Here is a 24016-nt window from a genome sequence, read left to right as displayed (position 1 = left end):
GAGGACTCATGATGCGTCTACCTACACTGCCCCTGCTACTGGCAATCACCGCAAGCCTGGACATCCCCGCCGCGCTCGCTGCCACTACTGGCACCCTGACATTTCAAGGCGTGGTCAATGCTGGCACCTGCAACCTTAACGCCGGCGATGTAAACCGCACGATTACCTTGCCTGCGGTCAAAGTATCGGACTTCGACACTACCGACTCTGCGGGAGAGCACGACTTTGAACTTGCCGCCGACTGCGACTCGGACGTCAAGAACGTGATCTTCCAGTTCGCCGGCACCCCCTCTGCCGGCAACGCCGAGCTCTTTGCCAACACGGGAACATCGGGCGGCACCGCACTGTGGCTGGCCAGCACCGGCATCATCCCCGCCAATGGCACCGAGGTACAACGCAGCCGTACGGTTGCGACAAGCGCCAGCAAGGCGGTACTGCCACTCAAAGCGGCTTACCATAAAACCGGAGAAGCAATTACCCACGGTACCCTGGCCAGTGCCGTGACTGTTTCGATCACTTACAACTGATGGGCTTGGGATAAAGCCCCGCGATAGCTGATTTTTGCCAAGCATAAAAAATGCCCGGCCTCTACAGGCCGGGCATTTTTCTGTCCCGCAAAAATCAGGACTGACTGGATGGCGTCGGGTTGACCGGCGTTGCAGTCGCAGTAGCGGCCGCGTGCGTCGGTGCGGACACCGAATTGGCGGTAGAAGCGGCCGGTGCTGGCGCCGCTGCTGGCTTGGCCGCCGCAGCAGGCTTGGCGGCTGCCGGTTTTTTCGCTACCGCAGGCTTTTTGGCCGCTGCAGGTTTAGCTGCAGGTTTGGCAGCGGCGGGCTTGGCGGCAGGTTTGGCAGCCGCTGTTTTAGCCGCAGGCTTGGCAGCCGGTTTAGCCGCAGGTTTCGCGGCGGTTTTAGCGGCCACTGGCTTAGCGGCAGGCTTGGTGGCCGGTTTAGCGGCAGCAGTTTTAGCCGCTGGCTTGGCCGCAGGTTTCGCAGCGGTTTTGGCAGGCGCTTTGGCAGCGGCTTTTGCAGCCGGCTTGGCGGCGGCTTTAACCAGAGGCTTGGCGGCAGTTTTAACGGCGGGTTTTGCCGCGGCTGTTTTAGCCGCAGGTTTGGCCGCCGGTTTTGCTGCTGGCTTGGCCGCGGCAGTCTTGGCGGGAGCCGCTTTGGCGCCGGTCAGCTTCTCAATTTGCTTGGTCAGGGTATCGACCTTGCTGTGCAGCGCCTTTAACTCAGCCTTGCTGGGTACGCCCAGTCGCGAAATCGCACTATTGAGGCGCTTGTCGAAGGTTTCTTCCAACTTGCCCCAGGTGTCAGAAATGCTCGACTTGGCGGAACCGGCAGTTGCCTTGGCCGCGTCCACTTTTTTACCGACTGTGCTCTTGGTCAACTTCTCGGCCTTCTCGCCGTCCTTGACCAGAGTCTCGAAGTATTTACCGCCGTCACTGCTAACCTTCGAGTACACGCCTAAACCAGCAAGCCAGATTTTGCGGGAATATTTTTCAACTTCCCCAACCCACGAGCTGCCTTCTTTCTGAGTAGTCTTTTTAACAGCCATCCCGATGTCTCCTTAGTGTTTACGCGCGACACGTTCGAGCAATGCCGTCAGCTCTTCGAGCTTAGCAGAGAGTGTCTCCACGTCATGTTTAGACGCAATGCCGATTCGATTCAAGGCACTTGCAACACGCGTGTCAAAAGCTTTTTCAACTTTATCCAGCTGAACTTCAACCAAGCCTCTGACGCCGGAGACATTACTCTTTACTTGATCAATCTGACTGTTGGCGGCATCAAGTTGTTCAACTACAACTTTTTTGCCTTTGCTTTCAATATGTTGGCCGCTCTTGACCAGCTCTTTGAAGTATTCGCCGCCCTCGCTGCCTACCTTTGCATAGGCACCAAGGCCCGCCAGCCAGATCTTGCGGGCATAGCTTTTAACCTCACTCAGGGGGGTGGTTTGAACGTCGATTTTTTTCTTCAAAATAACTTTGGCCATGGTGCACCTCACGCAAAAAGGGTGGAGGACGGCCCGCAGGAGTTGAGGGCTTGGGCACAAAGTAGGGTTTAAAATTAGAATCGGCACCCTAAGAGCCAGGTTAGGCCAACGCCTTATCCAGGGATTTTTCGATTTCAGACTTGATCGTGCCACTCATGGCCGACATCAACAGGCCGAGTTCGACATCGATGCGCAGCGAGTCTTCGCCTACCGCGACCGTGCCCTTAACCCCGGAACGTTTGAGCTTCAGGGTGTCGCCAGCCCATAAAGACTCCACCCCATATTTATCCTCGAGTTTGCGCGCCAATTGCTCAGCCTTGGCCCGCGCCTGTTCTTTTCCCAGGGTATGTTCACGCTCAACGGTAATACGGGCCATTGCAATGACTCCTCTATATAACGACTCAGAACACCCGCCATGCGGCAAAAGGTCTCGATGAGCGCCTATCTTACCTGCAGCCTTGCCAAGACAAAGTAGGCCTTGGGGATTATCATGTCCCGCATTCTCTTTTGGTGACAGCGATATGACTGATCAGCGCAAAGGCAGCGATGCCGAACCCACCACTCACTTCGGCTTCAAGAACGTCCCGGAAAGCCAGAAAGCGGAAAAAGTCGCTGAGGTGTTCCACTCCGTGGCGGCCAAGTACGACCTGATGAACGATGTGCTCTCCGGCGGCATGCACCGCCTGTGGAAGCGCTTCACCATCGAGTTGTCGGGCGTACGCACCGGCAACCGGGTGCTGGACATCGCCGGTGGCACGGGCGATTTGGCGGCCAAGTTCTCCAAGCTGGTTGGCCCCACCGGCCAGGTGGTATTGGCCGATATCAACGGTTCGATGCTCAAGGTTGGCCGCGACCGCCTGCTCGACAAAGGCGTGGCCGGCAATATCGAGTTCGTTCAGGCCGATGCCGAGAAGCTGCCCTTCCCCGACAACCATTTCGACTGCGTGACCATCGCCTTCGGCCTGCGTAACGTGACTCACAAGGAAGACGCGATCCGCTCGATGCTGCGCGTACTCAAGCCGGGTGGCCGCCTGCTGGTGCTGGAATTCTCCAAGCCGACCAACGCGCTGATGTCCAAGGTCTACGACACCTATTCGTTCGCCTTCATGCCACTGATGGGCAAGCTGATCACCAACGACGCCGAGAGCTACCGCTACCTGGCCGAGTCGATCCGCATGCACCCGGACCAGGAAACCCTGAAGTCGATGATGGTGGAGGCCGGTTTCGACCGCGTGACCTACCACAACATGACGTCCGGCATCGTCGCCCTGCACCGCGGCATCAAGCCCTGATGCTGCTGCAAGGTCTTCTCGCCAGCGTCGAGCACGGCCTCAACCGTGTACTGCGCCTGGACAGCACCGCCCTGGCGCGGCTCGCGCACCTGACCGGCAAAGTCATTGCCGTCGACTGCCGAAGCCCCGCCTTGCAGCTGTTTATCCTGCCCAGCGATGAAGGCCTGCTGCTCGCCACTCAATGGGCCGCTGAGGCCGATTGCACTCTGCGTGCGCCAGCCTCAAGCCTGTTGCACCTGGCACTGAGCCGCAACAAGACCGCCATCCTCCACAGCCCCGAGGTGGAACTGGAAGGCGACAGTGCGGTGCTGATGGACCTGGCCGCCGTGCTGCAAGACCTGGAGCTGGACTGGGAATACGAACTGTCGCGCTGGATTGGCCCCGTCGCCACCCAGTTGATCAGCGGGCACCTGCGCAGCCGCTCGCGCTGGTACCAGCAAGGGTTCGCCAGCCTCAACCAGAACCTTGCCGAATACCTGAGCGAAGAATCGCGCACCCTGGTCGGGCAACGGGAAGCGCAAGCGCGCTTTCGCGAGCTCGACAAGGCCAAAATCGACCTGGAACGCCTCGAGGCCCGCTTCGAGCGCTTGAGCCGTTCCCTTGATCCAAGCGATAACGCATGAAGCTGCTCGCCGTCCGCCGTTTGTTTCGTATCCAGCGCGTCGTAATCCGCTACCGTCTCGATGACCTGCTGTTTGCCCTGCCTTTGCCATGGTTCCTGCTGGCGGTGCGTTATGTGCTGCCGTGGCGCTGGTTGCCGCGCAAACCGTCACCGTTGAGCCGTGGCGCCAGCCTGCGCCTGGCATTGCAGGATTTGGGGCCGATCTTCATCAAGTTCGGGCAGATCCTCTCCACCCGCCGCGACCTGTTGCCCGAAGACATCGCCGACGAGCTGATGCTGCTGCAAGACCGCGTGCCGCCGTTCGATTCGCAGCAATCGATGGCGCTGATCGAAGAACAGCTGGGCCAGAAGATCAGCGAGGTGTTCAGCCGCTTCGACGTCGAGCCCCTGGCCTCGGCGTCGGTGGCGCAAGTGCACGCCGCGCAGCTCAAGACCGGCGAAGAAGTGGTGGTGAAAGTCATTCGCCCAGGCCTCAAGCCGATCATCGGCCAGGACCTGGCATGGCTGTTCATCCTGGCCCGCGCGGCCGAACGCTTCTCTGCCGATGCGCGCCTGCTGCACCCGGTGGACGTGGTCGCCGACTACGAAAAAACCATCTACGACGAACTCGACCTGCTGCGCGAAGCGGCCAACGCCAGCCAATTGCGACGCAACTTCGAAGGCTCGCAACTGTTGTACGTGCCGCAGGTGTATTGGGACTGGTGCCGGCCCAAAGTGCTGGTGATGGAGCGCATCTACGGCGTGCAGGTCACCGACCTTGCGACCCTGGCCGACCAACGCACCGACATGAAGATGCTGGCCGAGCGCGGTGTGGAAATCTTCTTCACCCAAGTGTTCCGCGACAGCTTCTTCCACGCCGACATGCACCCGGGCAACATCTTCGTCAGCACCGTCAACCCGTGGAGCCCGCAGTACATCGCCATCGACTGCGGCATCGTCGGCAGCCTCACCCCGGAAGACCAGGATTACCTGGCGCGCAACCTGTTTGCCTTCTTCAAGCGCGACTACCGTCGTGTGGCGCAGCTGCACATTGATTCGGGTTGGGTGCCGGCGGAAACCAAGCTCAACGAATTCGAAGCGGCGATCCGTACCGTCTGCGAGCCGATCTTTGAAAAACCGTTAAAAGATATTTCCTTCGGTCAGGTACTGATGCGTCTGTTCCAGACCGCGCGGCGTTTCAATATGGAAGTACAGCCGCAGTTGGTGTTGTTGCAGAAGACCCTGCTGAACATCGAAGGCCTGGGCCGCCAGCTGTACCCGGACCTCGACTTGTGGAACACCGCGCAACCCTTCCTGGAACGCTGGATGCGCGAGCGCATGAGCCCCAAAACCATGCTGGGCAACCTGCACAGCCAGTTCGAACAGCTGCCGCACCTGGCCAACATGACCCGCGACCTGCTGGAGCGCATGTCCCAGCCCCACGCCAAGGACCCTGAGCCACCGTGGCGCAAGCGCAAGGACGACTGGTTCCTGCGCCTGCTCGGCGCCGCGCACCTGGTGGGCGGTGTGATGCTGGCGATTGGTGGGCCATTGAACCAACTGGGCCACTGGCCAGCCGGCATCATGGTCGCCGTGGGTGTTTATCTGATCGTGCGTCGATAGCCCATCCGGTTATACACTGTCGCAAATTGCCGGAGCCGAACATGAAAGACTGGCTGGATGAGATCAAGTGGGACAGTGACGGCCTGGTGCCGGCCATTGCCCAGGACTACAAGACCGGGCGCGTGCTGATGATGGCCTGGATGAACCGCGAGGCCCTGAGCCTCACCGCCGCCGAGCAGCGCGCCATCTACTGGTCACGTTCGCGTGGCAAACTGTGGCGCAAGGGCGAAGAATCCGGGCACGTGCAGACCCTGCACGAGCTGCGCCTGGACTGCGATGCCGACGTGGTGATCCTCAAGGTCGAGCAGATCGGCGGCATTGCCTGCCACACTGGCCGCCACAGTTGCTTCTATCGCGTGTTCGAGAATGGCGAATGGAAGGTTGTGGAGCCGGTGCTCAAAGACCCGCACGCCATCTACCCTGCAGGACACTGAACATGAGCGATACCCTGAACCGTGTGGCCCAGGTGCTGGAAGACCGCAAAGGCGCGGATGCCGACAGCTCCTACGTCGCCAGCCTGTACCACAAGGGTCTGAACAAGATTCTGGAAAAACTCGGCGAAGAATCCGTCGAGACCATCATTGCGGCCAAGGACGCGCAAATCAGCGGTGATTACAGCGATGTAATCTATGAGACCGCAGACTTGTGGTTCCATAGCCTGGTGATGCTCGCCCAACTGGGGCAGCACCCACAGGCCGTGCTGGATGAACTGGACCGTCGCTTCGGCTTGTCCGGGCACGCCGAGAAGGCCTCGCGCCCGTCCGCCTGAATAACGTAAGACTTGAGGATTTGAAGCATGGGCATTTTTGACTGGAAACACTGGATCGTCATTCTGGTGGTGGTGGTATTGGTGTTCGGCACCAAGAAGCTCAAGAACCTGGGCACCGATGTGGGCGAGTCGATCAAGGGCTTTCGCAAAGCCATGAACGATGATGAAAAGCCAGCCGAGCCAAGCGCCAACCCGGTGCCACCGGCCCAGCCTGTTCACCCGCAGGCCACCCAGCCGATCACCGAGCGCCGTACCTTCGACGTGCAGGCTGAAAAGGTCCAAGAGCCGACCCGCAAAGACTCGTGAGCACTGACTAATGTTTGGTATCAGCTTCTCTGAACTGCTGCTCGTCGGCCTGGTGGCCCTGCTGGTACTGGGGCCGGAACGCCTGCCCGGTGCCGCACGGACCGCCGGCTTGTGGATCGGGCGCCTCAAGCGCAGTTTCAACGCGATCAAACAGGAAGTTGAACGGGAAATCGGTGCCGACGAAATCCGTCGGCAATTGCACAACGAGCACATCCTCTCGTTGGAGCAGGAAGCCCGCAAGATTCTTTCCCCGGTGCAAGAGCCGGCCAAGCCGGTAACGCCGGTGGCCGAGCACAGCATCGCGCCAGCCCCTGTGGCCGACGCCGCACCGGCAGCGCCCGCTCCTACGACGCCCGCGCCGACGCCCGTTGCGTCGCCCGCACCCCATGACCCTACATTGCCGCCGCGAGCCCCATGAGCGCTGATAAACCGGAAAACGACCAGCATATGCCGCTGGTCTCGCACCTCACCGAGCTGCGTACCCGCCTGCTGCGTTGCGTGGCGGCGATCTTCATCATCTTTGCCGGGCTGTTCGCCTTTACCCAGCAGATCTACACCTTCGTCTCGACGCCCCTGCGCCAGTACCTGCCGGCCGGCGCGACGATGATCGCCACCGATGTGTCGTCGCCGTTCCTGACGCCCTTGAAGCTGACCATGATGGTCTCGCTGTTCCTGGCGATCCCGGTGATCCTGCATCAGATCTGGGGTTTTATCGCGCCAGGCCTCTACAAGCATGAGAAGCGCATCGCCGTGCCGTTGCTGGTGTCGAGCATCCTGCTGTTCTACACCGGCATGGCCTTCGCCTATTTCCTGGTGTTCCCACTGATCTTCAAGTTCTTCGCCGCCGCGACTCCAGCCGGTGTGGAAATGATGACCGATATCACCAGCTACCTCGATTTCGTGATGACGCTGTTCTTCGCCTTTGGCGTGGCGTTTGAAATTCCGGTAGCGGTAGTGTTGCTGGTGTGGATCGGCGTGGTCGACGTCAAGTACCTGAAGAAGATCCGCCCGTATGTGATCATCGGCTGCTTCGTGGTCGGCATGATCCTCACGCCACCGGACATCTTCTCCCAGACCTTGTTGGCCGTGCCGATGTGGATGCTGTTCGAAGTGGGCATCCTGTTCAGCGGCTTGATCAGCAAGCGTGGCGAACACCCGGATGACGCGCCTGTCGACGACGACCAGCCGCCTGCGACCCAGCCGTGAACCTGCTGCTGCTCGAAGAGGCCGACTTTATCGCGGCCGACCGCGTAGTGCTGCGCGATCGGCGCCTGGTGCATATGCAGGAGGTTCACCGCGCCGCCGTCGGTGACTCCCTGCGCGTGGGCCGCATTGGCGGGCTGATGGGCAATGCCCAACTGCTGCGCCTGGAAGCCGCTGAAGCCGAACTGCAAGTGAGCTTCGACCAACCGCCACCGAGCAAATTACCCCTGACCTTGCTGCTGGCCCTGCCCCGCCCGAAGATGCTGCGCCGGGTGCTGCAAACGGTGGCGGCCATGGGCGTGCCCAAGGTGGTGCTGGTCAACAGCTACCGGGTGGAAAAAAGCTTCTGGCAAACCCCGTTCCTGGAGCCTGAAGCGGTGCGCGAGCAATTGATCCTCGGCCTGGAACAAGCGCGGGACACGGTGCTGCCCGAGATCATTATCGAGAAACGCTTCAAGCCGTTTGTGGAAGATCGGCTGCCGGCCATGGCGGCTGGCACCCTGGGCCTGATCGGCCATCCGGGCGATTACCCAGCCTGCCCCCGAGCCCTCGAGGAACCGGTGACCCTGGCGATCGGCCCGGAAGGCGGCTGGATTCCCTATGAAGTGGACTTGCTGGCCAAGGCCGGTTTGCAGCCGGTTCAACTGGGTGCACGTATTTTGCGCGTCGAAACCGCCGTAACGGCCCTGCTCGCCCGCCTGTTCTAACCCCCCGACTGATCGTTCCCACGCTCTACGTGGGAATGCCGCTCAGGACGCTCTGCGTCCGCCCTTGTGACGCAGAGCGTCACGCCATTCATTCCCACGCAGAGCGTGGGAACGATCAGCAGAGCGTGGGAACGATCATGTGCATAGCTACAGAATCTCGCGCCCGTGCCGATAGCCTTTGAATAAGTCCAAGCCTTGTTCTAGGGGAGTTCGCAGCATGTATCGTTGGTTAGCCGAGAAGTTGGGGAATGTAAGCGTCAACCGCAAGCTGAGCGTCGGCTTTGGCCTGGTATTGGTCCTGACGCTGTTGATCACCTTTACCGGCTGGACCGGCCTGGGGGATGTGATCAGTCGCGGCGACAAGCTGGGCTTCATTTCCAGCCTCAATGGCCTGACCAAAGACCTGCGCCTGGCACGTCTGGACTTCGATATGCGCCGTGGCGAGCAAGGCACGGACAAGGTCGACGGCCTGCTCGCCCACCTCGACAGCGGCCTGAAGACCGCCGCCGAGCTGATCGAGCAACCTGACGACAAAGCCCTGGTCGAGCAACAGCAGGAAGCCTTGAACCAATACAAAAAGGCCTTCGCGGCCATGGTCCAGGCGGGCCTCAAGCGTGAGGGTGCTCGCAGCAAGCTCGGCGACACTGCCGACAATGCTGTCGCCAAGATCAATGAAATCGAAAAAGCCCTGCTGCAAGGTGACAGCGTCACCCAGTTCAACAGCGTGGTGGAGCAGGGCAAGCTGATCCAGCAATCGCGCTTCCAAGTACGCGGCTACACCTACAGCGGCAAGGTCGAAGCCGAGCAACCGGCCCTGGATGCTATCGACAACGCCCTGAAGAAAATCACCGAACTGCAAGGCCAGCTGCCGGCCCAATACCAGGCCAACCTGCAAGAAGCCGGGGCTTCACTGCAAGCCTACCGCGCCGCCGTCAGCCAGTATCGCGATTCCCAGGTCGCCAGCGCGGCTGCGCTGAAAACCATGATCGCCCAAGGCGACATCCTGCTGGGCCACAGCGAAAAACTCACCGTCTCCCAGACCGCCGTGCGTGACGCAGATGCCGCGCAGGCCAAATACCTGTTGCTGCTTGCCACCGTGCTGGCGCTGATCGTCGGCATCTTCGCAGCCTGGGCCATCACCCGCCAGATCGTCATCCCCCTGAACCAGACCCTCAAAGTCGCCGAGCGTGTGGCCTCCGGCGATCTGAGCCACAACCTGGAATCGGGCCGCCAGGACGAACTGGGTCAATTGCAGCGTGCCATGCAAAGCATGACCGTAGGCCTGCGCGAGTTGATCGGCGGGATCAGCGACGGTGTCACCCAGATCGCCAGCGCCGCCGAGCAGTTGTCGGCCGTGACCGAACAAACCAGCGCCGGGGTCAACAGCCAGAAGGTCGAGACCGACCAGGTGGCCACCGCCATGAACGAGATGGCAGCCACCGTGCAGGAAGTGGCGCGCAATGCAGAAGAGGCCTCGGAAGCCGCCGTGGCTGCCGACCAGCAAGCCCGTGAAGGCGACCAGGTGGTGGGTGAAGCCATCGCCCAGATCGAGCGCCTGGCCACCGAGGTGGGTAATTCCACAGTGGCCATGGGTGAACTCAAGCGCGAGAGCGACAAGATCGGCAGTGTGCTCGACGTGATCAAATCCGTGGCCCAGCAAACCAACCTGCTGGCCCTTAACGCCGCCATTGAGGCCGCGCGTGCCGGTGAGGCCGGCCGTGGCTTTGCCGTGGTGGCCGACGAGGTGCGCAGCCTGGCCCAGCGCACGCAGAAGTCCACTGAAGAGATCGAAGAGCTGATCGTCGGCCTGCAAAGTGGTACCCAGCAGGTGGCAACCATCATGGACAACAGCCGCGGGCTGACCGAGAGCAGTGTTGAGCTGACGCGCCGCGCCGGCCACGCGCTGGGCAATATCACCCGCACCGTCTCGACCATTCAGGCCATGAACTCGCAGATCGCCACCGCCGCCGAGCAACAAAGCGCCGTGGCTGAAGAGATCAACCGCAGCGTGTTGAATGTGCGCGACATCTCCGAACAAACCTCGTCGGCCAGCGAAGAAACTGCGTCCTCCAGTGCCGAACTGGCGCGCCTGGGGATCTACCTGCAGACCCTGGTTGGGCGCTTCCGGGTCTGAATTACCCTACACGGCGGCTTACCAAAGCCGCCGTAACTTGTGAAATTTCCTACGCAGTTATCAGCCCTCCACGGCCCCGAATCGAATTAGCGTTTCATGTGTTGCGAAATGCTTTCTCTGATTCGGAGGTTCACCATGTTTTCTCGGCTAACCCGCGTGCTGGTCAATGCCAGCGTCCGCCTCAAGCTCGCCCTGGGTTTTGGCCAAGTGCTGATCCTCAGTTTCCTGATCGCCGCTACGGGCTGGCAAGCCTTGAACGCCGTGCTTTACCGATCCAATAGCCTGACGACCCTGGGTCAGTTGGCCGTTGACGCCGAGGCCATGCGCGCCGACCGCATCGTGTACCGCACCCTGACAGACAGCGATAGCCTGAGCAAAATGGCCGCGAAGATTGAACGGATGGACCAGCACTTGGCCGACCTATCAAACCGCCTGAAAGACCCGGCTGACCTGCAGCGACTTGAAGAAGCCAAGAGCCTTGCAAGCCACTTCAAGGCGGCACTGACGCAACTTCCGCCCCTGGTCGAACAGCGTGAGCGCATCCGCCAGGCGCTGAAAAAAGTCGCCCTGCAAGCCAGCGATACCCTCGCCCAATTTGCCAGTGACCTGCCTGATCAGAACGACGAAAAGGCCCTTGATGCCATCGAGCAACTGCGGCAGGCCATGGAGCTGGCCGAAGATCGCGCCCAGAGCCCCGCCTGGGCCGCGCAATCGCTGGCAATGTATACAGAGGCCATCGGCAAGGCCCTTGACGCCCTGGAGACCGCGCAACTGGCAGTCACAGCGCTGCCCGTGGACTCAGCACTGCTCAAGACCGACCTGGCTAACTATCGCGAGCAGTTGATCGAGTTCAAGGAAGCCCAGCTCAACGTGGAGACCGTGCAAAACCGCTTCGAACAGCAACTCGATGACCTGCGCGACAACAGTAACCAGTTGAGCCAAAGCCAGAACACCAAGCGCAACAGCGAGGCAGACCACACCCGCACATTGCTGATGAGCGTGACAGTGGCCGCCCTGGCCCTGGGCGCGCTGGCCGCCTGGTGGATCGCCCGGCAGATTGCGGTACCACTGCGGGAGATCCTTGGCGCCGCACGCCGCATTGCCGAGGGCGACCTTAGCCACGACATGGCGGTCGACCGTCGCGATGAACTCGGCCAGTTGCAGCAAAGCATCGGGCAAATGACCCGCAGCCTGCGTAGCCTGATCAGCAGTATCGGTGACAGCGCCCGGCAGATCGCCGGAGCGGCCACGCAGTTATCCACCGTCACCGAGCAGACCCGCAGCGGGCTCAACGAGCAGAAAGATGAAACCGACCAGGTGGCGACGGCAATGAATGAAATGCTCGCCACTGCCCAGGAAGTGGCGCGCCACGCCGAACGCGCCTCGCTGGCGGCCCAAGAAGCCGACCATCAGGCCGGCGCCGGTGAGCAGGTGGTCACCCAGGCTATGGAGCAGATTGGCAACCTGGCCAGTGAAATGGCGCTGTCGGGCCGTGCGATGCTCGCGCTGCAACAGGAGAGCCAGAAGATCGCCAGTGTGCTGGATGTGATCAAGTCTGTTTCTCAGCAGACCAACCTGCTGGCCCTGAACGCAGCCATTGAAGCGGCGCGTGCGGGCGCTGCCGGCCAAGGCTTTGCGGTGGTCGCCGACGAAGTGCGCAGCCTGGCCCAACGCACTCAGGAATCGGCCGAGGAGATCGAAGGGCTGATCCTCGGCCTGCATAACGGCACCCAGCAGGTGGCGGATATCATGGACAGCAGCCGTAACCTGACCGATAACAGCGTCACCCTGACCCGCGACGCCGGCGACGCCCTGATCGCCATTGCCCGCACGGTGTCGATCATCCAGGAAATGAACCCGCAGATCGCCGCCGCAGCGGAACAGCAAAGCGCTGTGGCCGAGGAGATCAACCGCAGTGTGCTGAAGGTACGGGACGTATCGGAACAAACCGCCGCCGCCAGCGAGGAAACGGCGGCGGCGAGTGTTCAGTTGGCGAGGTTGAGCCTGGACTTGCAGACGCTGGTCGACAAATTCAAGCTCTGAAACACCGCCACTGTAGGAGCGAGCTTGCTCGCGATAAACCCAAGGCCGCCGCGTTCATTCAGGGTGCGTGGCGTTCTCGTTGACGTTTTTCGCGAGCAAGCTCGCTCCTACAGTCATAGCACCTGGCGCAGGAAGGCTTGGGCGCGTGGGTCTTTTGGCGCATTGAAGAACTCCGCCGGCGCGGCGTCTTCCAGCAATTTGCCGTGATCGAAAAACAACACCCGGTCTGCCACTTCCCGGGCAAAGCCCATCTCGTGGGTGACGCACACCATGGTCATGCCTTCCAGGGCCAGGGTCTTCATCACGTCCAGCACTTCACCGACCATTTCCGGGTCGAGGGCCGAGGTGGGCTCGTCAAACAGCATCACCTTAGGCTCCATCGCCAGGGCCCGGGCAATGGCAACCCGCTGCTGCTGGCCGCCAGACAGGCGCGATGGAAACTCGCGGGCTTTCTGCGCTATACCGACCTTTTCCAGCAGCGCCAGGGCCTTGGCCTCCCGCTCTTGCTTGCCGCGCTTGCGCACGACCTTTTGCGCCAGGCACAGGTTTTCCAGCACGGTCATGTGAGGGAACAGGTTGAAGTGCTGGAACACCATGCCGACTTCACGGCGGTAGGCATTCACGTCGGTCTTCGGGTCGGCCAGTTGCAGGCCGTCGATGCTCACCGAACCCGAGTCGAATTCCTCCAAGCCGTTAAGGCAGCGCAGAAAGGTGGACTTGCCGGAACCCGAGGGACCGATCACCACCAGCACCTCGCCCTTGGCCACTTGGGTGGTGACATGATCCACCGCGCGCACCACCTGCCCACGGGTATCGAAGACCTTTACCAGATCGCGTACTTCAATCACTTTGGGCAAGCCTCCGCTCAAGCCGGCTGGCCATCTTCGACAGCGGCAGGTTGATCAGCAGGTACAAGCCCGCCACACAAAACAGGATTTCAAACGGCGAGAACGAGGTGGTGATCACTTCGCGGCCGCTCTTGAGCAACTCGGTAATCGCGATCACCGACACCAGGGACGTGTCCTTGACCAGGCTGATAAATTGCCCGGCCAGGGGCGGCAGCACGCGCTTGAAGGCCTGGGGCAGTACCACGTGGCGCATCGACTGGCTGGCACTCAAGCCCAGGGAGCGCGCCGCTTCGTCCTGGCCACGGGTGATGGACTGCACGCCGGCGCGCACGATTTCTGCCACGTAGGCACCCGTGAACAACGACAGCGCGGCAATCCCGGCAAACTCCCGGGACAGGTTGAGCACCGTGCCGATAAAGAAATAGAAAATGAAGATCTGCACCAGCAGCGGCGTGCCCCGCACCAGCTCGACGTAGATTGTCGACAGGTCGCGCAAGGTGGGGTTTTTCGACAGCCGGCACAGCCCGGTCGCCAAGCCAATCGCCAAGCCCAGAATGCCGGACACTACCGACAGCCACAGCGTGGTCCACAAGCCCCACATCAACGGCCCCAGTGCCCATTGCCGAGTCACGCCGACCACATCGCCTTCAGCCACATCATCGCCGCGCGCCACTTGCAGGCTGTTATCGGCGACTGTGAGCTTTTGTTCCACTCCGGCGTCGTTGCGCAGGGTGACTTCGGCCATATCGCCTTTGCGCACCAACTCGACCACAGTGGAAATATCCGCAGCGCGCTGGGAGGTTTCGGCTTGATAGGCGAAGTATTGGGGGACGCGGTTCCAGCGCCACTCGTAGGACATCAACGACGTGGCGTAGTACAAGGCACCCGCCAGGCCGACCAGCACGACCACCGTCAGCAGGTGCCAGGGCCATTGGGCTTTTTTCTGTTTCATTTCACTTTCCAGTTTTTTGTCGCCTGTCATGCCGCCTTCGCGAGCAAGCCCGCTCCCACATTTTGACCGCATTCTCATGTTGCAACTCGGTCAAATGTGGGAGCGGGCTTGCTCGCGAAGGGCGCGACGCGGTGTTCAGTCAGGCCTTATTCCATGTCCTTGAGCCACTCGGAGCTCTTGAACCACTTGTCATGGATGCGATCGTAGGTGCCGTCGTTACGGATCTGGTGCAGGAAGTTGTTGATGAAGTTGATGCTGTCGTAATCGCCTTTCTTCAAACCGAACGCCAGAGGTTCAAAGGTGAAGGGTTCTTCCAGGAACACCAGCTTGCCGTTCCCGACCTTCTTTTCGGCCACCACGTTGTACGGTGCGTCGTAGACGAACGCATCAGCCTTGCCGTTGACCACGTCGAGCACGCCTTCCTGCTCGTTGTCGTAGCCGTGGTACTTGGCCTTGGAGATCAGCTTCTTGGCAACCATCTCACCGGTGGTGCCGAGCTTGGAGGTCAGGCGGTATTTCTCGTCGTTCAGGTCTTTGTAGGACTTGATGGTACCTTCCAGTTCCTTGCGGATCAGCAGCGTCTGGCCGACCACGATGAAGGGTTCGCTGAAGTTCAGGCGCAGGTTGCGTTCCTGGGTCAGGGTCATGCCGCTGCCAATCATGTCGAACTTGCCGGTCAGGAAGGCCGGGATGATGCCGTCGTACCCGGTGGACACCAGCTCCAGCTTGACGCCCATGGACTTGGCCATAGCCTTGAGGATGTCCACTTCGAAACCAATGATTTCGCCGCGCTTGTCGGTCATTTCGAACGGCATGTAGGTGGGGTCCATACCGACTTTCAACGTGCCGCGCTTGACCGCCTCATCAATGGCGCCGGCCTGGGCCGCAGTGGCGGCGACCAGCGCGGTGACACCGAGCATCAGCATCGAAAGATACTTTTTCATCATCAAGACCCCTGAACGATTCTTATAAGGTGGGCGCACAGAAGGGCTGCGCCATTTCGGGGTGCGATCCTAACCCACTCGTTGTCCGCCACAAAGGTTTCACCGGTAAATGTTATCGGCGTGTGTCGCAAAACACTGACAGCGAGCCGGCCAGGCACAGAGGCAGACGCTTGCGCGCGACCTCTCGATTAGGGATTGATGTGTAAGCAGTTATGACGATCAGTCGATCTCGGCTATCCAGGCCGTGTCCCTGAACCACTTGTCATGCAGGCGATCATAGGTGCCGTCCTGGGCGATCTGGTTGAGAAAATGGTTGATCCAATTGAGGCTGTCGTAATCGCCTTTTTTCAGGCCAAACGCCAAAGGCTCAAAGGTGAAGGGTTGCTCCAGTACCAACAAAGCACTGTTCTGCGGCCGACTCATCGCGATCAGGTTGTAGGGCGCATCATGGATAAAAGCATCGGCCTTGCCTTCCACCACCTGCCGCACGCCTTCTTCCGGGTTGGCCACACTGTTGAGCCGCGCTGATAGGAGAAAGCGCTGTGCCGCGGCTTCGCCGGTGGTGCCTTGGGTTGCAACGACGCGGTAACTGGGATCGTCCAGCTCTTCAATACTGGACACTTTCCCGCCCAGGCGCGGATGCAGTAGCACAGTCTGGCCCACCACGATAAACGAGTCACTGAAGTTGAGCTTGAGGTTGCGCTCCTGAGTGACCGTCATGCCGCTGCCAATCAGATCAAACTTGTTCGCCATCAGCCCCGACAACAACTCCGTGTAGGGCACCGCCACCAATTCAAGCTCTACGCCCAGCGCGCGGCTCATGGCGTGGAGCAAGTCAATTTCAAAGCCGACGATGCGCCCCTGCTTATCGAGCATTTCGAAGGGCACGTTATTGGGGGTGGTGCCGACCTTAAGCACGCCGCGGTGCACAGCATTGTCCAGCGCGCCGGCGTAAAGCAGGCCTGCCTGTCCCCCCAGGAAAAAGCCCATCAGCAATGCCAAACAATACCTTTTGATCATGAATGCCCCCGCAGCGAGTCCAATTTGGGGGGCGATCCTAACCCAGCCGCAGGCACGGCAATACGCTTCGAACAAAGGTCTTTTGTTTCGAAATAACAAGGAGTTAGCGATAAAAGGAAGAGGCTAAAAACGCTGTAGGACCAACGTTTGAAACACCCCCGAAGTGAGCCTTCGGGGGTGCCTGAATCAGGCCGGCTGGGCCTGGGGCGACTGTGGTTGCAGGGGCAGCAATGGCGCGTGCGGATCGGCCTTGATCGAGGCACGCCAAGCGCCTAGCCACTCGGCGTGACCTTCGCTCCACACCTGCTCATGCAGACGAGCCAAGGCCACCGGATCGCTGAGCAAGGCCAGGCGTTCGCTGTTGTTGAGGCCAGCCGGGCCGACTTTCAACGCGTGGCGAACACGCTCCATGCGCAGGTACTCGATGGGCTCGGCCTCACGGTGCCGCGAGGTCGCCAAGGCGCAGGCCAGAGCGTTCTGCTGCGGGTCGACCACCGAACGCACAAAGCCGTCGTTGAGGGCGTGCCAACGGTTTTCGTGGGTGTACTTCTCGGTCGACAGCAGGGCCTGCGGCGGGTTGTATTCCTCAGGGATCAGGAACAGGCTCTCGTCGCGGGACTTGAGGCCCAACTTGACCCGGCTGGAAATCACCGACACCGGGATCGACAGCATCAGCGAGCCGACAATCGGCACCAGCCACCACAGGAAGCTCGGGTTCAGCCACACCACCAGCAGCGCCCACAGGAAGCCCAGCACGGTTTGCGGACCGTGGCGCTTGACCGCTTCGCTCCAGGGCGTGGAGTCGTCGTCACGTTGCGGCGAGTTCCAGGTAGCGGCCCAACCGAGGAACGCGGCGAGGACGAAACGGGTGTGGAAAATCATCCGCACCGGCGCCAGCAGCATGGAGAACAACATCTCCAGCAGCATCGACAGGGTTACCTTGAACTTGCCACCGAACTCTTTGGCGCCCTTGGCCCAGATCAAGATGATGCTGAGCAGTTTAGGCAGGAACAGCAGCACGATGGTGGTGGAGAACAGCGCCACCGCCTTGTCCGGGTGCCATTGTGGCCATAGCGGGTACAACTGGCGCGGGGCCATGAAGTACTGCGGCTCCATCAGCGTGTTCACCGCCAGCAAGGCCGTGGACAGCACCAGGAAGAAGAACCACAACGGCGCCGACAGATAAGACATCACGCCGGTCAGGAACACCGCACGGTGCACCGGGTGCATGCCTTTAACCAGGAACAGGCGGAAGTTCATCAGGTTACCGTGGCACCAGCGACGGTCACGCTTGAGTTCGTCCAGCAGGTTCGGCGGCAGTTCTTCGTAGCTGCCCGGCAGGTCGTAGGCAATCCACACGCCCCAGCCGGCACGGCGCATCAGCGCGGCTTCAACGAAGTCGTGGGAGAGAATCGCACCGGCAAACGCGCCTTTACCGGGCAGCGGCGCCAGGGCGCAGTGCTCGATAAACGGCTTCATACGGATAATGGCGTTGTGGCCCCAGTAGTGGGATTCACCCAACTGCCAGAAGTGCAGGCCGGCGGTAAACAGCGGGCCGTACACGCGAGTGGCGAACTGCTGCATGCGCGCATACAGGGTGTCCATGCCCGACGCACGCGGCGCGGTCTGGATAATCCCGGCATCCGGCGTGGCTTCCATCAGGCGCACCAGGCTGGTCAGGCACTCGCCGCTCATCACAGAGTCAGCGTCAAGAACGACCATGTACTTGTAGTCACCGCCCCAACGACGGCAAAAGTCGTCGAGGTTGCCGCTCTTGCGCTTTACGCGACGGCGACGACGGCGATAGAAGATCTTGCCGAAACCACCGGCTTCGCGGCATACGTCGAGCCAGGCTTGCTGTTCGGCGATGCAGATGTCGGCGTCGTTACTGTCGCTGAGCACGAAGAAATCGAAGCGATCCAGGTCACCGGTCGCGGCCACCGATTCGAACGTTGCACGCAAGCCGGCGAATACACGCGGCACGTCTTCGTTACAGATCGGCATCACCAGGGCGGTGCGCGCATCCTTTGGAATCGGCTCGTCACCGGCACTTTTACCGGAAATACGGTATTTATCGTGACCGGTCAGCAGCTCCAGGAAGCCCATGAGCGCAGTCCAGAAACCGGCCGACACCCAGCAGAACAGAATCCCGAACATGATCAGGATGCTGGTTTGCAGCGCGTAAGGCAGTACCTGGGTAGCGGTTTGCAGCAGGGTCTGGTTGCGAATTTCGTCGAAGTCGACCAGCGACCAGCCCTGGTACGGCATGATGCCTTTCATGTACCAGCCGGCCACGATGGTCTGGCCCAGCATCAGCACCAGCAGGATGTAACGACGGATCGAGCCCACGGTACGCCAGCGCGCAGCCGGCAATACCCGCTCATCTTTCGGTGGCTTGGGCGGGTTGGTGCGGCCGGTCATCCGGCGCCAACCGCGCACCAGGATGTTGGTGCGCCAAGGCTCGGGCACCACTTTGGTCCGACGAATCGGCGGCGTGGCCTTGAGACACACACGACCGCTGGCATCGAGCGCCAGCATCTCGGCGTCTTGCAGCTCTTCGGCGCTGTTGAGGGTCAAGCGGCGGCCGACCGACGCTTGGGCAGCGTCGGTCGGTGCGTCGAAGGTCTTGGACGACAGACGTTCGTGCAACTCGCTGAAGGACTTGCAGCCCGCCAGCTCGGCGCGCTGCTCAGCCGTCATGGGTAGATGCGCCAGGTACTCGGACAGAGTCTCTGGCTTGACTTGAGAATTACTCATCGGCAGGCAACTGATAGCTCCAGGTTTCGGTCAGGACTTGCTCGGTCTTGATCGGCTCCGGTGTGGCTGGGGCAGCCTCAGGCTGTTTGGCTTCCTTGTCCTTGGCGTCTTTCTTGGCCTGCTTCTCATGCTGCTTGGCCAAGACTTTGTCGGCCTTGAGCACATGGTTGGAAACCGACTCAGGCTCAGGCTGCACGATATCCTGCACCAATGCCGCACGCATTTCGGTCGGTTTGCTTGCGTCCTTGATCTTCATACGCAGGGTCAGGCGCCAGCCTTTGGTGTGTTCGTTGTAGCGCACGCTGTTTTCAACCAGTTCAGCGTTATCACCCACGCTCACCTGGCTACGTACCGGAGCGTCCGGCAGCAGTTTCTTCAGGGACGGGCCCTCGAAATCTACCAGGTAGGCCACGCTGCCATCGGGCTGACGGATCAGGTTCGATTGCTTCACGTCACCGGTAGAACGCAGGGTCTGCTTGACCCAGGCACTGTCCGGCGAATGGAAGGCCGCGTCGTCCAATGTCCAGTGCAGACGGTAAGCCACGTCCAGCGGCTTGCCGACTTCCGGCAGCTCGGCCGGGCTCCAGAAGGCCACGATGTTGTCGTTGGTCTCATCGGCGGTCGGAATTTCGACCAGGTCGACGGAGCCTTTGCCCCAGTCACCTTCAGGCTCGATCCAGGCGCTTGGGCGCTTGTCGTAGTTGTCGTCCAGGTCTTCGTAGTGGCTGAAGTTGCGGCCACGCTGCAGCAGGCCGAACCCACGCGGGTTCTCGACGCTGAAGTTGCTGACCGACAGGTGTTTAGGGTTGTTCAGCGGACGCCAGATCCACTCGCCATTGCCGGCGTGAATCGACAGGCCGCTGGAATCGTGGAGCTCGCGACGGTAGTTGAGGACCTTGGACGGCTGGTTGGCGCCGAACAGGAACATCGAGGTCAACGGCGCAACGCCCAGCTTGCTGACCTTGTCACGCAGGTACATCTGGGATTTGACGTCCACCACGGTGTCGGTGCCAGGGCGCAGGATCAGACGATAAGCGCCAGTGGCGCGTGGCGAATCCAGTAGCGCGAAAATCACCAAATGCTTGTCACCCGGCTTTGGACGCTCGATCCAGAACTCGGTGAAACGCGGGAATTCTTCGCCAGACGGCAACGCGGTGTCGATTGCCATGCCACGGGCAGACAGGCCATACACTTGGTCCTTGCCTACGACGCGGAAATAGCTGGCGCCGAGCATGGTCATGATTTCGTCTTGCTTGTCGGCCTTGTTGATCGGGAAAAGCACACGGAAACCGGCGTAACCCAGCTGTTCGGTGGCTTTAGGATCAAATTTCACGTCGCCGAAATCGAAACGCGTCGGGTCGTACTTGATTTCGTGCACGCTATCGGCGGTGACTTCGTTGATTTTCACCGGGGTGTCGAAATGCATCCCCTGGTGATAGAAGGACAGCTTGAACGGGGTGTTCTGATCGGCCCACTCGGCTTTTTCATTGCGGAAACGAATTTTCTGGTAATCCGCAAATTTCATTTCGCGGAATTCGTTCGGCAGATTGCTGCGCGGAGCTTCGTACTTCTGCCCAGCCAGCTCTTTTGCCTTGGCCGACACATCATCCAGACTGAACGCCCACAGTTGACCCGCGCCGAACAGGCAAAACAGGGCAGAGCCCGTCACCAGTGCGTTTCGTAACCGTTTGGCAGACAATTTTGGTGCATTACAGGGACTAACAATCACGAGCAACCCTCGCCGAAAACAGATCAAAAAACCAACGGCCAGCTATCTATATGCCAGGTTGGCGAGCAATGTTCCGACTCCTCTGGGGCAAAATGATTCCCCATGCGGTTGTCGGACAAGGCTCTACCTAAGTCAAAAATGGACCAAACAACGCTGATCCCCGTAGCGCGCGATTATCTAGTAGCCCGCGAGACAACGCATCAGGGACAGTGAAGTATTTGTAGCGAAACCCTGCGTTTTTAGGCATTAACGTCGTTTTTCATACATTCATGTCTGTAAGAGGAAGGTCACAGGGCCATCATTGACCAAGTGCACCTGCATATCCGCGCCAAAACGCCCCGAAGCCACCTTGCCATGCAATTGTTGCGCTTGTAACAACAAGTGCTCAAAAAGCGCCGCTCCCAGGGTCGGAGGAGCCGCTGTGGAGAAGCTGGGCCGTAGCCCGCTTTTGGTATCCGCCGCCAGGGTGAACTGCGACACCAGCAGCAAACCGCCGCCGATGTCCTTGAGGGACAGGTTCATCTTGCCCTCCTCGTCACTGAACACCCGATAGTTAAGCAGCTTGTGCAGCAGTTTGTCGGCGCTTTCGGGCGTATCTGAAGGCTCGACGGCCACCAGCACCAGCAAACCCTGGTCAATCGAGCCTACCACCTCCCCTGCGACCTCAACCCGGGCGCCACGCACCCGCTGCAACAGGCCCTTCATGCTTCTTCAGGCGGCAGGTCGAGCAGGCGCCGGGCCATTTCGCCGGTCGCACGCACCAGCGCGTCGGTGATGCCCGGCTCGGACGCCGCATGCCCGGCTTCGCGGATCACCTGCAACTCGCTGTTGGGCCAGGCCTGGTGCAACTCCCAGGCGTTATCCAGCGTGCAGATCATATCGTAGCGGCCATGGATGATGACGCCAGGCAGATGGGCGATCTTGTGCATATCGCGAATCAGCTGGTTGGGTTCCAGGAAGGAGTTGTTGGTGAAGTAATGGCACTCGATACGTGCGATGGACAAGGCGCGCTGCGGCTCGGAAAACCGTTCCACATGCTGCGGGCTCGGGCACAGGCCCAACATACGGCCTTCCCAGCCCGACCAGGCTTTGGCCGCATGCATCTGGGCGATCTGGTCGTTGCCGGTCAGGCGCTTGTGGTAAGCGGCAATCATATCGTGGCGCTCTTCCACCGGGATCGGTGCCACATAGTCCTGCCAGTAATCCGGGAACAGGCGGCTCGCGCCCTCCTGGTAGAACCAGCGAATATCCTGGGGGCGGGCGAGGAAGATGCCGCGCACGATCAGGCCATGCACACGCTCGGGGTGGGTTTGCGCGTAGGCCAGGGCCAGGGTCGAACCCCAGGAGCCGCCGAACAGCACCCATTTGTCGATGCCCAGGTGCTCGCGGATGCGCTCAAGGTCGGCGACCAGATCCCAGGTGGTGTTGTTCTCGAGGCTGGCCCTTGGCGTGGAGCGGCCGCAGCCACGCTGGTCGAAGGTGACAATATGGTAGAGGTTCGGGTCGAAATAGCAGCGACTCTGGGCGTCGCAACCGGAGCCGGGGCCTCCATGGATGAACACGACAGGCAAGCCTTCGGGGGAGCCACTTTCATCGACATACAGGGTGTGGGTGTCATCGACAGCCAGATCGTGCCGGGCGTAGGGTTTGATCTGCGGGTACCAAGTCTGCATTGCGTGCTCCGTAGGGTGTCGGGTTCATCCCTGGGGGGACGTCTATTATTTTGCCGTCTGGCATCATAAACCCGAATTGTGCAATGAGCATGTCCTTGAGCACTTAGACCTGTGTCAGCAGTTCGCACCTCAGATAACCGAGCAGATAGTCATACAGCCGATCCACCTCCGGCACCTGTTCGCGTGCCCCCCCTGCGAGTTACTTTGGGCTGGGCCGGCATTCCGGCTCTTTTCCAAAGTGACCCGCCGTCAGGCGAAACCCTAAGTGGCCGTTACCGCAGCAATGGATATATACAATCCAACTGTGTTGACTGTCAGGCCGCCTTCGCGAGCAAGCCCGCTCCCACAGTTTGATCGCGGGGTGTCAGGTGGATATGCGCCGGCTGTCCGGTCGTCACGGGAGCAAGCTCCCTCGCCACAGGATCAGCGTCGTACCGAAGTTGTGTAGATACCGATGCTGCGATGGCGGTGTGTCAGTTGATAAAAGTGTTGCTGAACCACCGTTATCGCAGGCAAGCCAGCCTCCCACATTTCGAGCGCATTCCATGATGGAGCGCGGTCAAGTGTGGGAGCGGGCTTGCTCGCGAAAGCTATTGCAGCAGCACCAACAATTACCGGTAGTGCTTCTGTCCCCAAGCCAACAGCCCTTCAAGCAACTGCCTCAACACCACCCGAGTCGGCTCGGCCAAATCCGGGCGATAACGGAACGGTTCGAACTCCTCCATATAGGTGCTCTGGCACAACTCCAGCTGCACCGCGTGGATATCCTGCGCCGGGTTGCCATAATGACGGGTGATATGGCCGCCCTTGAAGCGCCCGTTCAGCACATGGGTATATTGCGGATGCTGAGCGCAGATGGCTTCCAGCTGGCTGGCTAGCTGCGGGTCGCACGCAGCGCCGTTGAAGGTACCCAAATTGAAGTCCGGCAATTTGCCGTCGAACAGGTGCGGGATCAACGAGCGGATCGAGTGCGCGTCGAACAGCAACGCATAGCCGAACTCGGCCTTGAGACGTGCCAGTTCTTCTTGCAGTTGACGGTGGTACGGCCCCCAGATTTTCTGCAGGTAACTGGCCTGTTCCTCCTCGGAGGGCGTTTGCCCTTCCCGGAACAACGGCACGCCATCGAACAGCGTCTCGGGGTACAGGCCCGTCGTAGCGCCGGCATACAGCGGCGTGTTGTCGGAAGGCCGGTTGAGGTCGATGACAAACCGCGAGTACTCCGCAGCCAGGGTGCTGGCGCCCAGTTCTTCGGCAAAGTCATACAACAGCGGGATATGCCAGTCGGTGTCCGGCAGGCTTTGCGCCTCGGGGATCAACCCAGTCTCCACCGCAGGGGTGAGGCGCAGGCCGGCGTGGGGCATGCTGATCAGCAGCGGTACGCGGCCTTGCTTGAATGTCAGAACCTTATCCACAACTGCATCCT

The 24016-nt window shown here is 60.5% G+C and carries 23 protein-coding genes and 2 pseudogenes; 13 read left to right on the top strand and 12 right to left on the bottom strand.

Annotated features, from left to right (window positions below; translation table 11 throughout):
* Positions 1-11 precede the first annotated feature (11 nt).
* Entirely contained in the window at positions 12-527 is a 516-nt protein-coding gene (locus tag BMH52_RS04005) for a fimbrial protein (RefSeq protein ID WP_057702707.1), read from the top strand.
* Positions 528-621: 94 nt separating this feature from the next.
* On the opposite strand, the gene BMH52_RS04000 is transcribed toward BMH52_RS04005, so the two are convergent.
* The 3 genes from BMH52_RS04000 to BMH52_RS03990 all read right to left on the bottom strand — a co-directional run bounded on the left by BMH52_RS04000 (position 622) and on the right by BMH52_RS03990 (position 2368).
* Positions 622-1557 carry a phasin family protein gene (locus BMH52_RS04000; RefSeq protein WP_072434781.1) on the bottom strand — a complete coding sequence of 312 codons (936 nt, stop codon included), beginning with the start codon at positions 1555-1557 and terminating at the stop codon, positions 622-624.
* Positions 1558-1569: 12 nt separating this feature from the next.
* A complete protein-coding gene (locus BMH52_RS03995) occupies positions 1570-1992 on the bottom strand; it encodes a phasin family protein (RefSeq protein ID WP_072434779.1) in 423 nt (140 codons plus the stop codon).
* A 100-nt stretch (positions 1993-2092) separates the two neighbouring features.
* On the bottom strand, positions 2093-2368 hold the full coding sequence (locus BMH52_RS03990; RefSeq protein ID WP_073842963.1) for a polyhydroxyalkanoic acid system family protein: 276 nt from the start codon (positions 2366-2368) through the stop codon (positions 2093-2095).
* A 145-nt stretch (positions 2369-2513) separates the two neighbouring features.
* Here BMH52_RS03990 and ubiE point away from each other — a divergent pair, with 145 nt between their 5' ends.
* The 12 genes and pseudogenes from ubiE to BMH52_RS03935 all read left to right on the top strand — a co-directional run bounded on the left by ubiE (position 2514) and on the right by BMH52_RS03935 (position 12670).
* Complete coding sequence (ubiE, locus tag BMH52_RS03985; RefSeq protein WP_003171186.1) at positions 2514-3284, top strand: bifunctional demethylmenaquinone methyltransferase/2-methoxy-6-polyprenyl-1,4-benzoquinol methylase UbiE; 771 nt, start codon at positions 2514-2516, stop codon at positions 3282-3284.
* The gene (locus BMH52_RS03980) at positions 3284-3907 is read left to right on the top strand and encodes an SCP2 domain-containing protein (protein WP_019820017.1); all 624 of its coding nucleotides are present in this window, start codon (positions 3284-3286) and stop codon (positions 3905-3907) included. The genes ubiE and BMH52_RS03980 overlap by 1 nt, the downstream gene beginning before the upstream one ends.
* Entirely contained in the window at positions 3904-5508 is a 1605-nt protein-coding gene (ubiB, locus tag BMH52_RS03975; protein WP_019820016.1) for a ubiquinone biosynthesis regulatory protein kinase UbiB, read from the top strand. Before BMH52_RS03980 ends, ubiB begins: the two co-directional genes overlap by 4 nt.
* Positions 5509-5549: 41 nt before the next feature.
* The gene (hisI, locus tag BMH52_RS03970; RefSeq protein ID WP_003187884.1) at positions 5550-5942 is read left to right on the top strand and encodes a phosphoribosyl-AMP cyclohydrolase; all 393 of its coding nucleotides are present in this window, start codon (positions 5550-5552) and stop codon (positions 5940-5942) included.
* 2 nt (positions 5943-5944) lie between these two features.
* Positions 5945-6277: a phosphoribosyl-ATP diphosphatase gene (locus tag BMH52_RS03965; protein WP_003187881.1), complete on the top strand. Its 333-nt coding sequence runs from the start codon at positions 5945-5947 to the stop codon at positions 6275-6277.
* 27 nt (positions 6278-6304) lie between these two features.
* Complete coding sequence (locus BMH52_RS03960) at positions 6305-6583, top strand: twin-arginine translocase TatA/TatE family subunit (protein ID WP_003187877.1); 279 nt, start codon at positions 6305-6307, stop codon at positions 6581-6583.
* Between the two features lie 10 nt (positions 6584-6593).
* Positions 6594-7001 carry a Sec-independent protein translocase protein TatB gene (gene tatB, locus BMH52_RS03955; protein WP_003187876.1) on the top strand — a complete coding sequence of 136 codons (408 nt, stop codon included), beginning with the start codon at positions 6594-6596 and terminating at the stop codon, positions 6999-7001.
* Positions 6998-7789 (top strand): twin-arginine translocase subunit TatC, encoded by a 792-nt coding sequence (gene tatC / locus BMH52_RS03950; RefSeq protein ID WP_003187874.1) that lies wholly within the window; start codon positions 6998-7000, stop codon positions 7787-7789. Before tatB ends, tatC begins: the two co-directional genes overlap by 4 nt.
* Entirely contained in the window at positions 7786-8493 is a 708-nt protein-coding gene (locus tag BMH52_RS03945) for a 16S rRNA (uracil(1498)-N(3))-methyltransferase (protein ID WP_014716554.1), read from the top strand. Before tatC ends, BMH52_RS03945 begins: the two co-directional genes overlap by 4 nt.
* A 217-nt stretch (positions 8494-8710) precedes the next feature.
* A pseudogene (locus BMH52_RS29910) lies at positions 8711-9769 on the top strand (methyl-accepting chemotaxis protein); the annotation flags it as partial.
* Positions 9755-10627, top strand: coding sequence for a methyl-accepting chemotaxis protein (locus BMH52_RS29905; RefSeq protein ID WP_370694792.1), 873 nt, complete (start codon positions 9755-9757; stop codon positions 10625-10627). The pseudogene BMH52_RS29910 and the gene BMH52_RS29905, both read left to right, overlap by 15 nt.
* Before the next feature lie 135 nt (positions 10628-10762).
* Positions 10763-12670, top strand: coding sequence for a methyl-accepting chemotaxis protein (locus BMH52_RS03935; protein ID WP_072434773.1), 1908 nt, complete (start codon positions 10763-10765; stop codon positions 12668-12670).
* A gap of 113 nt (positions 12671-12783) precedes the next feature.
* Here the strand turns inward: BMH52_RS03935 and BMH52_RS03930 are convergent, their stop codons facing one another.
* The 9 genes and pseudogenes from BMH52_RS03930 to hutG all read right to left on the bottom strand — a co-directional run bounded on the left by BMH52_RS03930 (position 12784) and on the right by hutG (position 24005).
* Positions 12784-13518 carry an amino acid ABC transporter ATP-binding protein gene (locus BMH52_RS03930; RefSeq protein WP_020302382.1) on the bottom strand — a complete coding sequence of 245 codons (735 nt, stop codon included), beginning with the start codon at positions 13516-13518 and terminating at the stop codon, positions 12784-12786.
* Positions 13511-14470, bottom strand: coding sequence for an amino acid ABC transporter permease (locus BMH52_RS03925; protein ID WP_019820013.1), 960 nt, complete (start codon positions 14468-14470; stop codon positions 13511-13513). Before BMH52_RS03925 ends, BMH52_RS03930 begins: the two co-directional genes overlap by 8 nt.
* Before the next feature lie 146 nt (positions 14471-14616).
* Positions 14617-15414, bottom strand: a complete 798-nt coding sequence (locus tag BMH52_RS03920; protein WP_032901820.1) for a transporter substrate-binding domain-containing protein — start codon at positions 15412-15414, stop codon at positions 14617-14619.
* Between the two features lie 219 nt (positions 15415-15633).
* A complete protein-coding gene (locus BMH52_RS03915; RefSeq protein ID WP_014716548.1) occupies positions 15634-16434 on the bottom strand; it encodes a transporter substrate-binding domain-containing protein in 801 nt (266 codons plus the stop codon).
* A 178-nt stretch (positions 16435-16612) separates the two neighbouring features.
* Positions 16613-19191, bottom strand: a pseudogene (gene mdoH / locus BMH52_RS03910) (glucans biosynthesis glucosyltransferase MdoH); the annotation flags it as partial.
* On the bottom strand, positions 19184-20920 hold the full coding sequence (locus BMH52_RS03905) for a glucan biosynthesis protein G (protein ID WP_014716546.1): 1737 nt from the start codon (positions 20918-20920) through the stop codon (positions 19184-19186). The gene BMH52_RS03905 and the pseudogene mdoH, both read right to left, overlap by 8 nt.
* 267 nt (positions 20921-21187) lie before the next feature.
* Positions 21188-21625 carry a D-aminoacyl-tRNA deacylase gene (dtd, locus tag BMH52_RS03900; RefSeq protein WP_014716545.1) on the bottom strand — a complete coding sequence of 146 codons (438 nt, stop codon included), beginning with the start codon at positions 21623-21625 and terminating at the stop codon, positions 21188-21190.
* A complete protein-coding gene (gene pip, locus BMH52_RS03895; RefSeq protein ID WP_034125552.1) occupies positions 21622-22593 on the bottom strand; it encodes a prolyl aminopeptidase in 972 nt (323 codons plus the stop codon). Before pip ends, dtd begins: the two co-directional genes overlap by 4 nt.
* A gap of 611 nt (positions 22594-23204) precedes the next feature.
* Positions 23205-24005: an N-formylglutamate deformylase gene (hutG, locus tag BMH52_RS03890; RefSeq protein WP_073842959.1), complete on the bottom strand. Its 801-nt coding sequence runs from the start codon at positions 24003-24005 to the stop codon at positions 23205-23207.
* Positions 24006-24016 lie beyond the last annotated feature (11 nt).

The organism is Pseudomonas sp. BTN1 (assembly GCF_001907715.1).
Lineage (GTDB): Bacteria > Pseudomonadota > Gammaproteobacteria > Pseudomonadales > Pseudomonadaceae > Aquipseudomonas > Aquipseudomonas paracarnis.
This window is presented reverse-complemented; position numbering and strand designations above follow the sequence as displayed.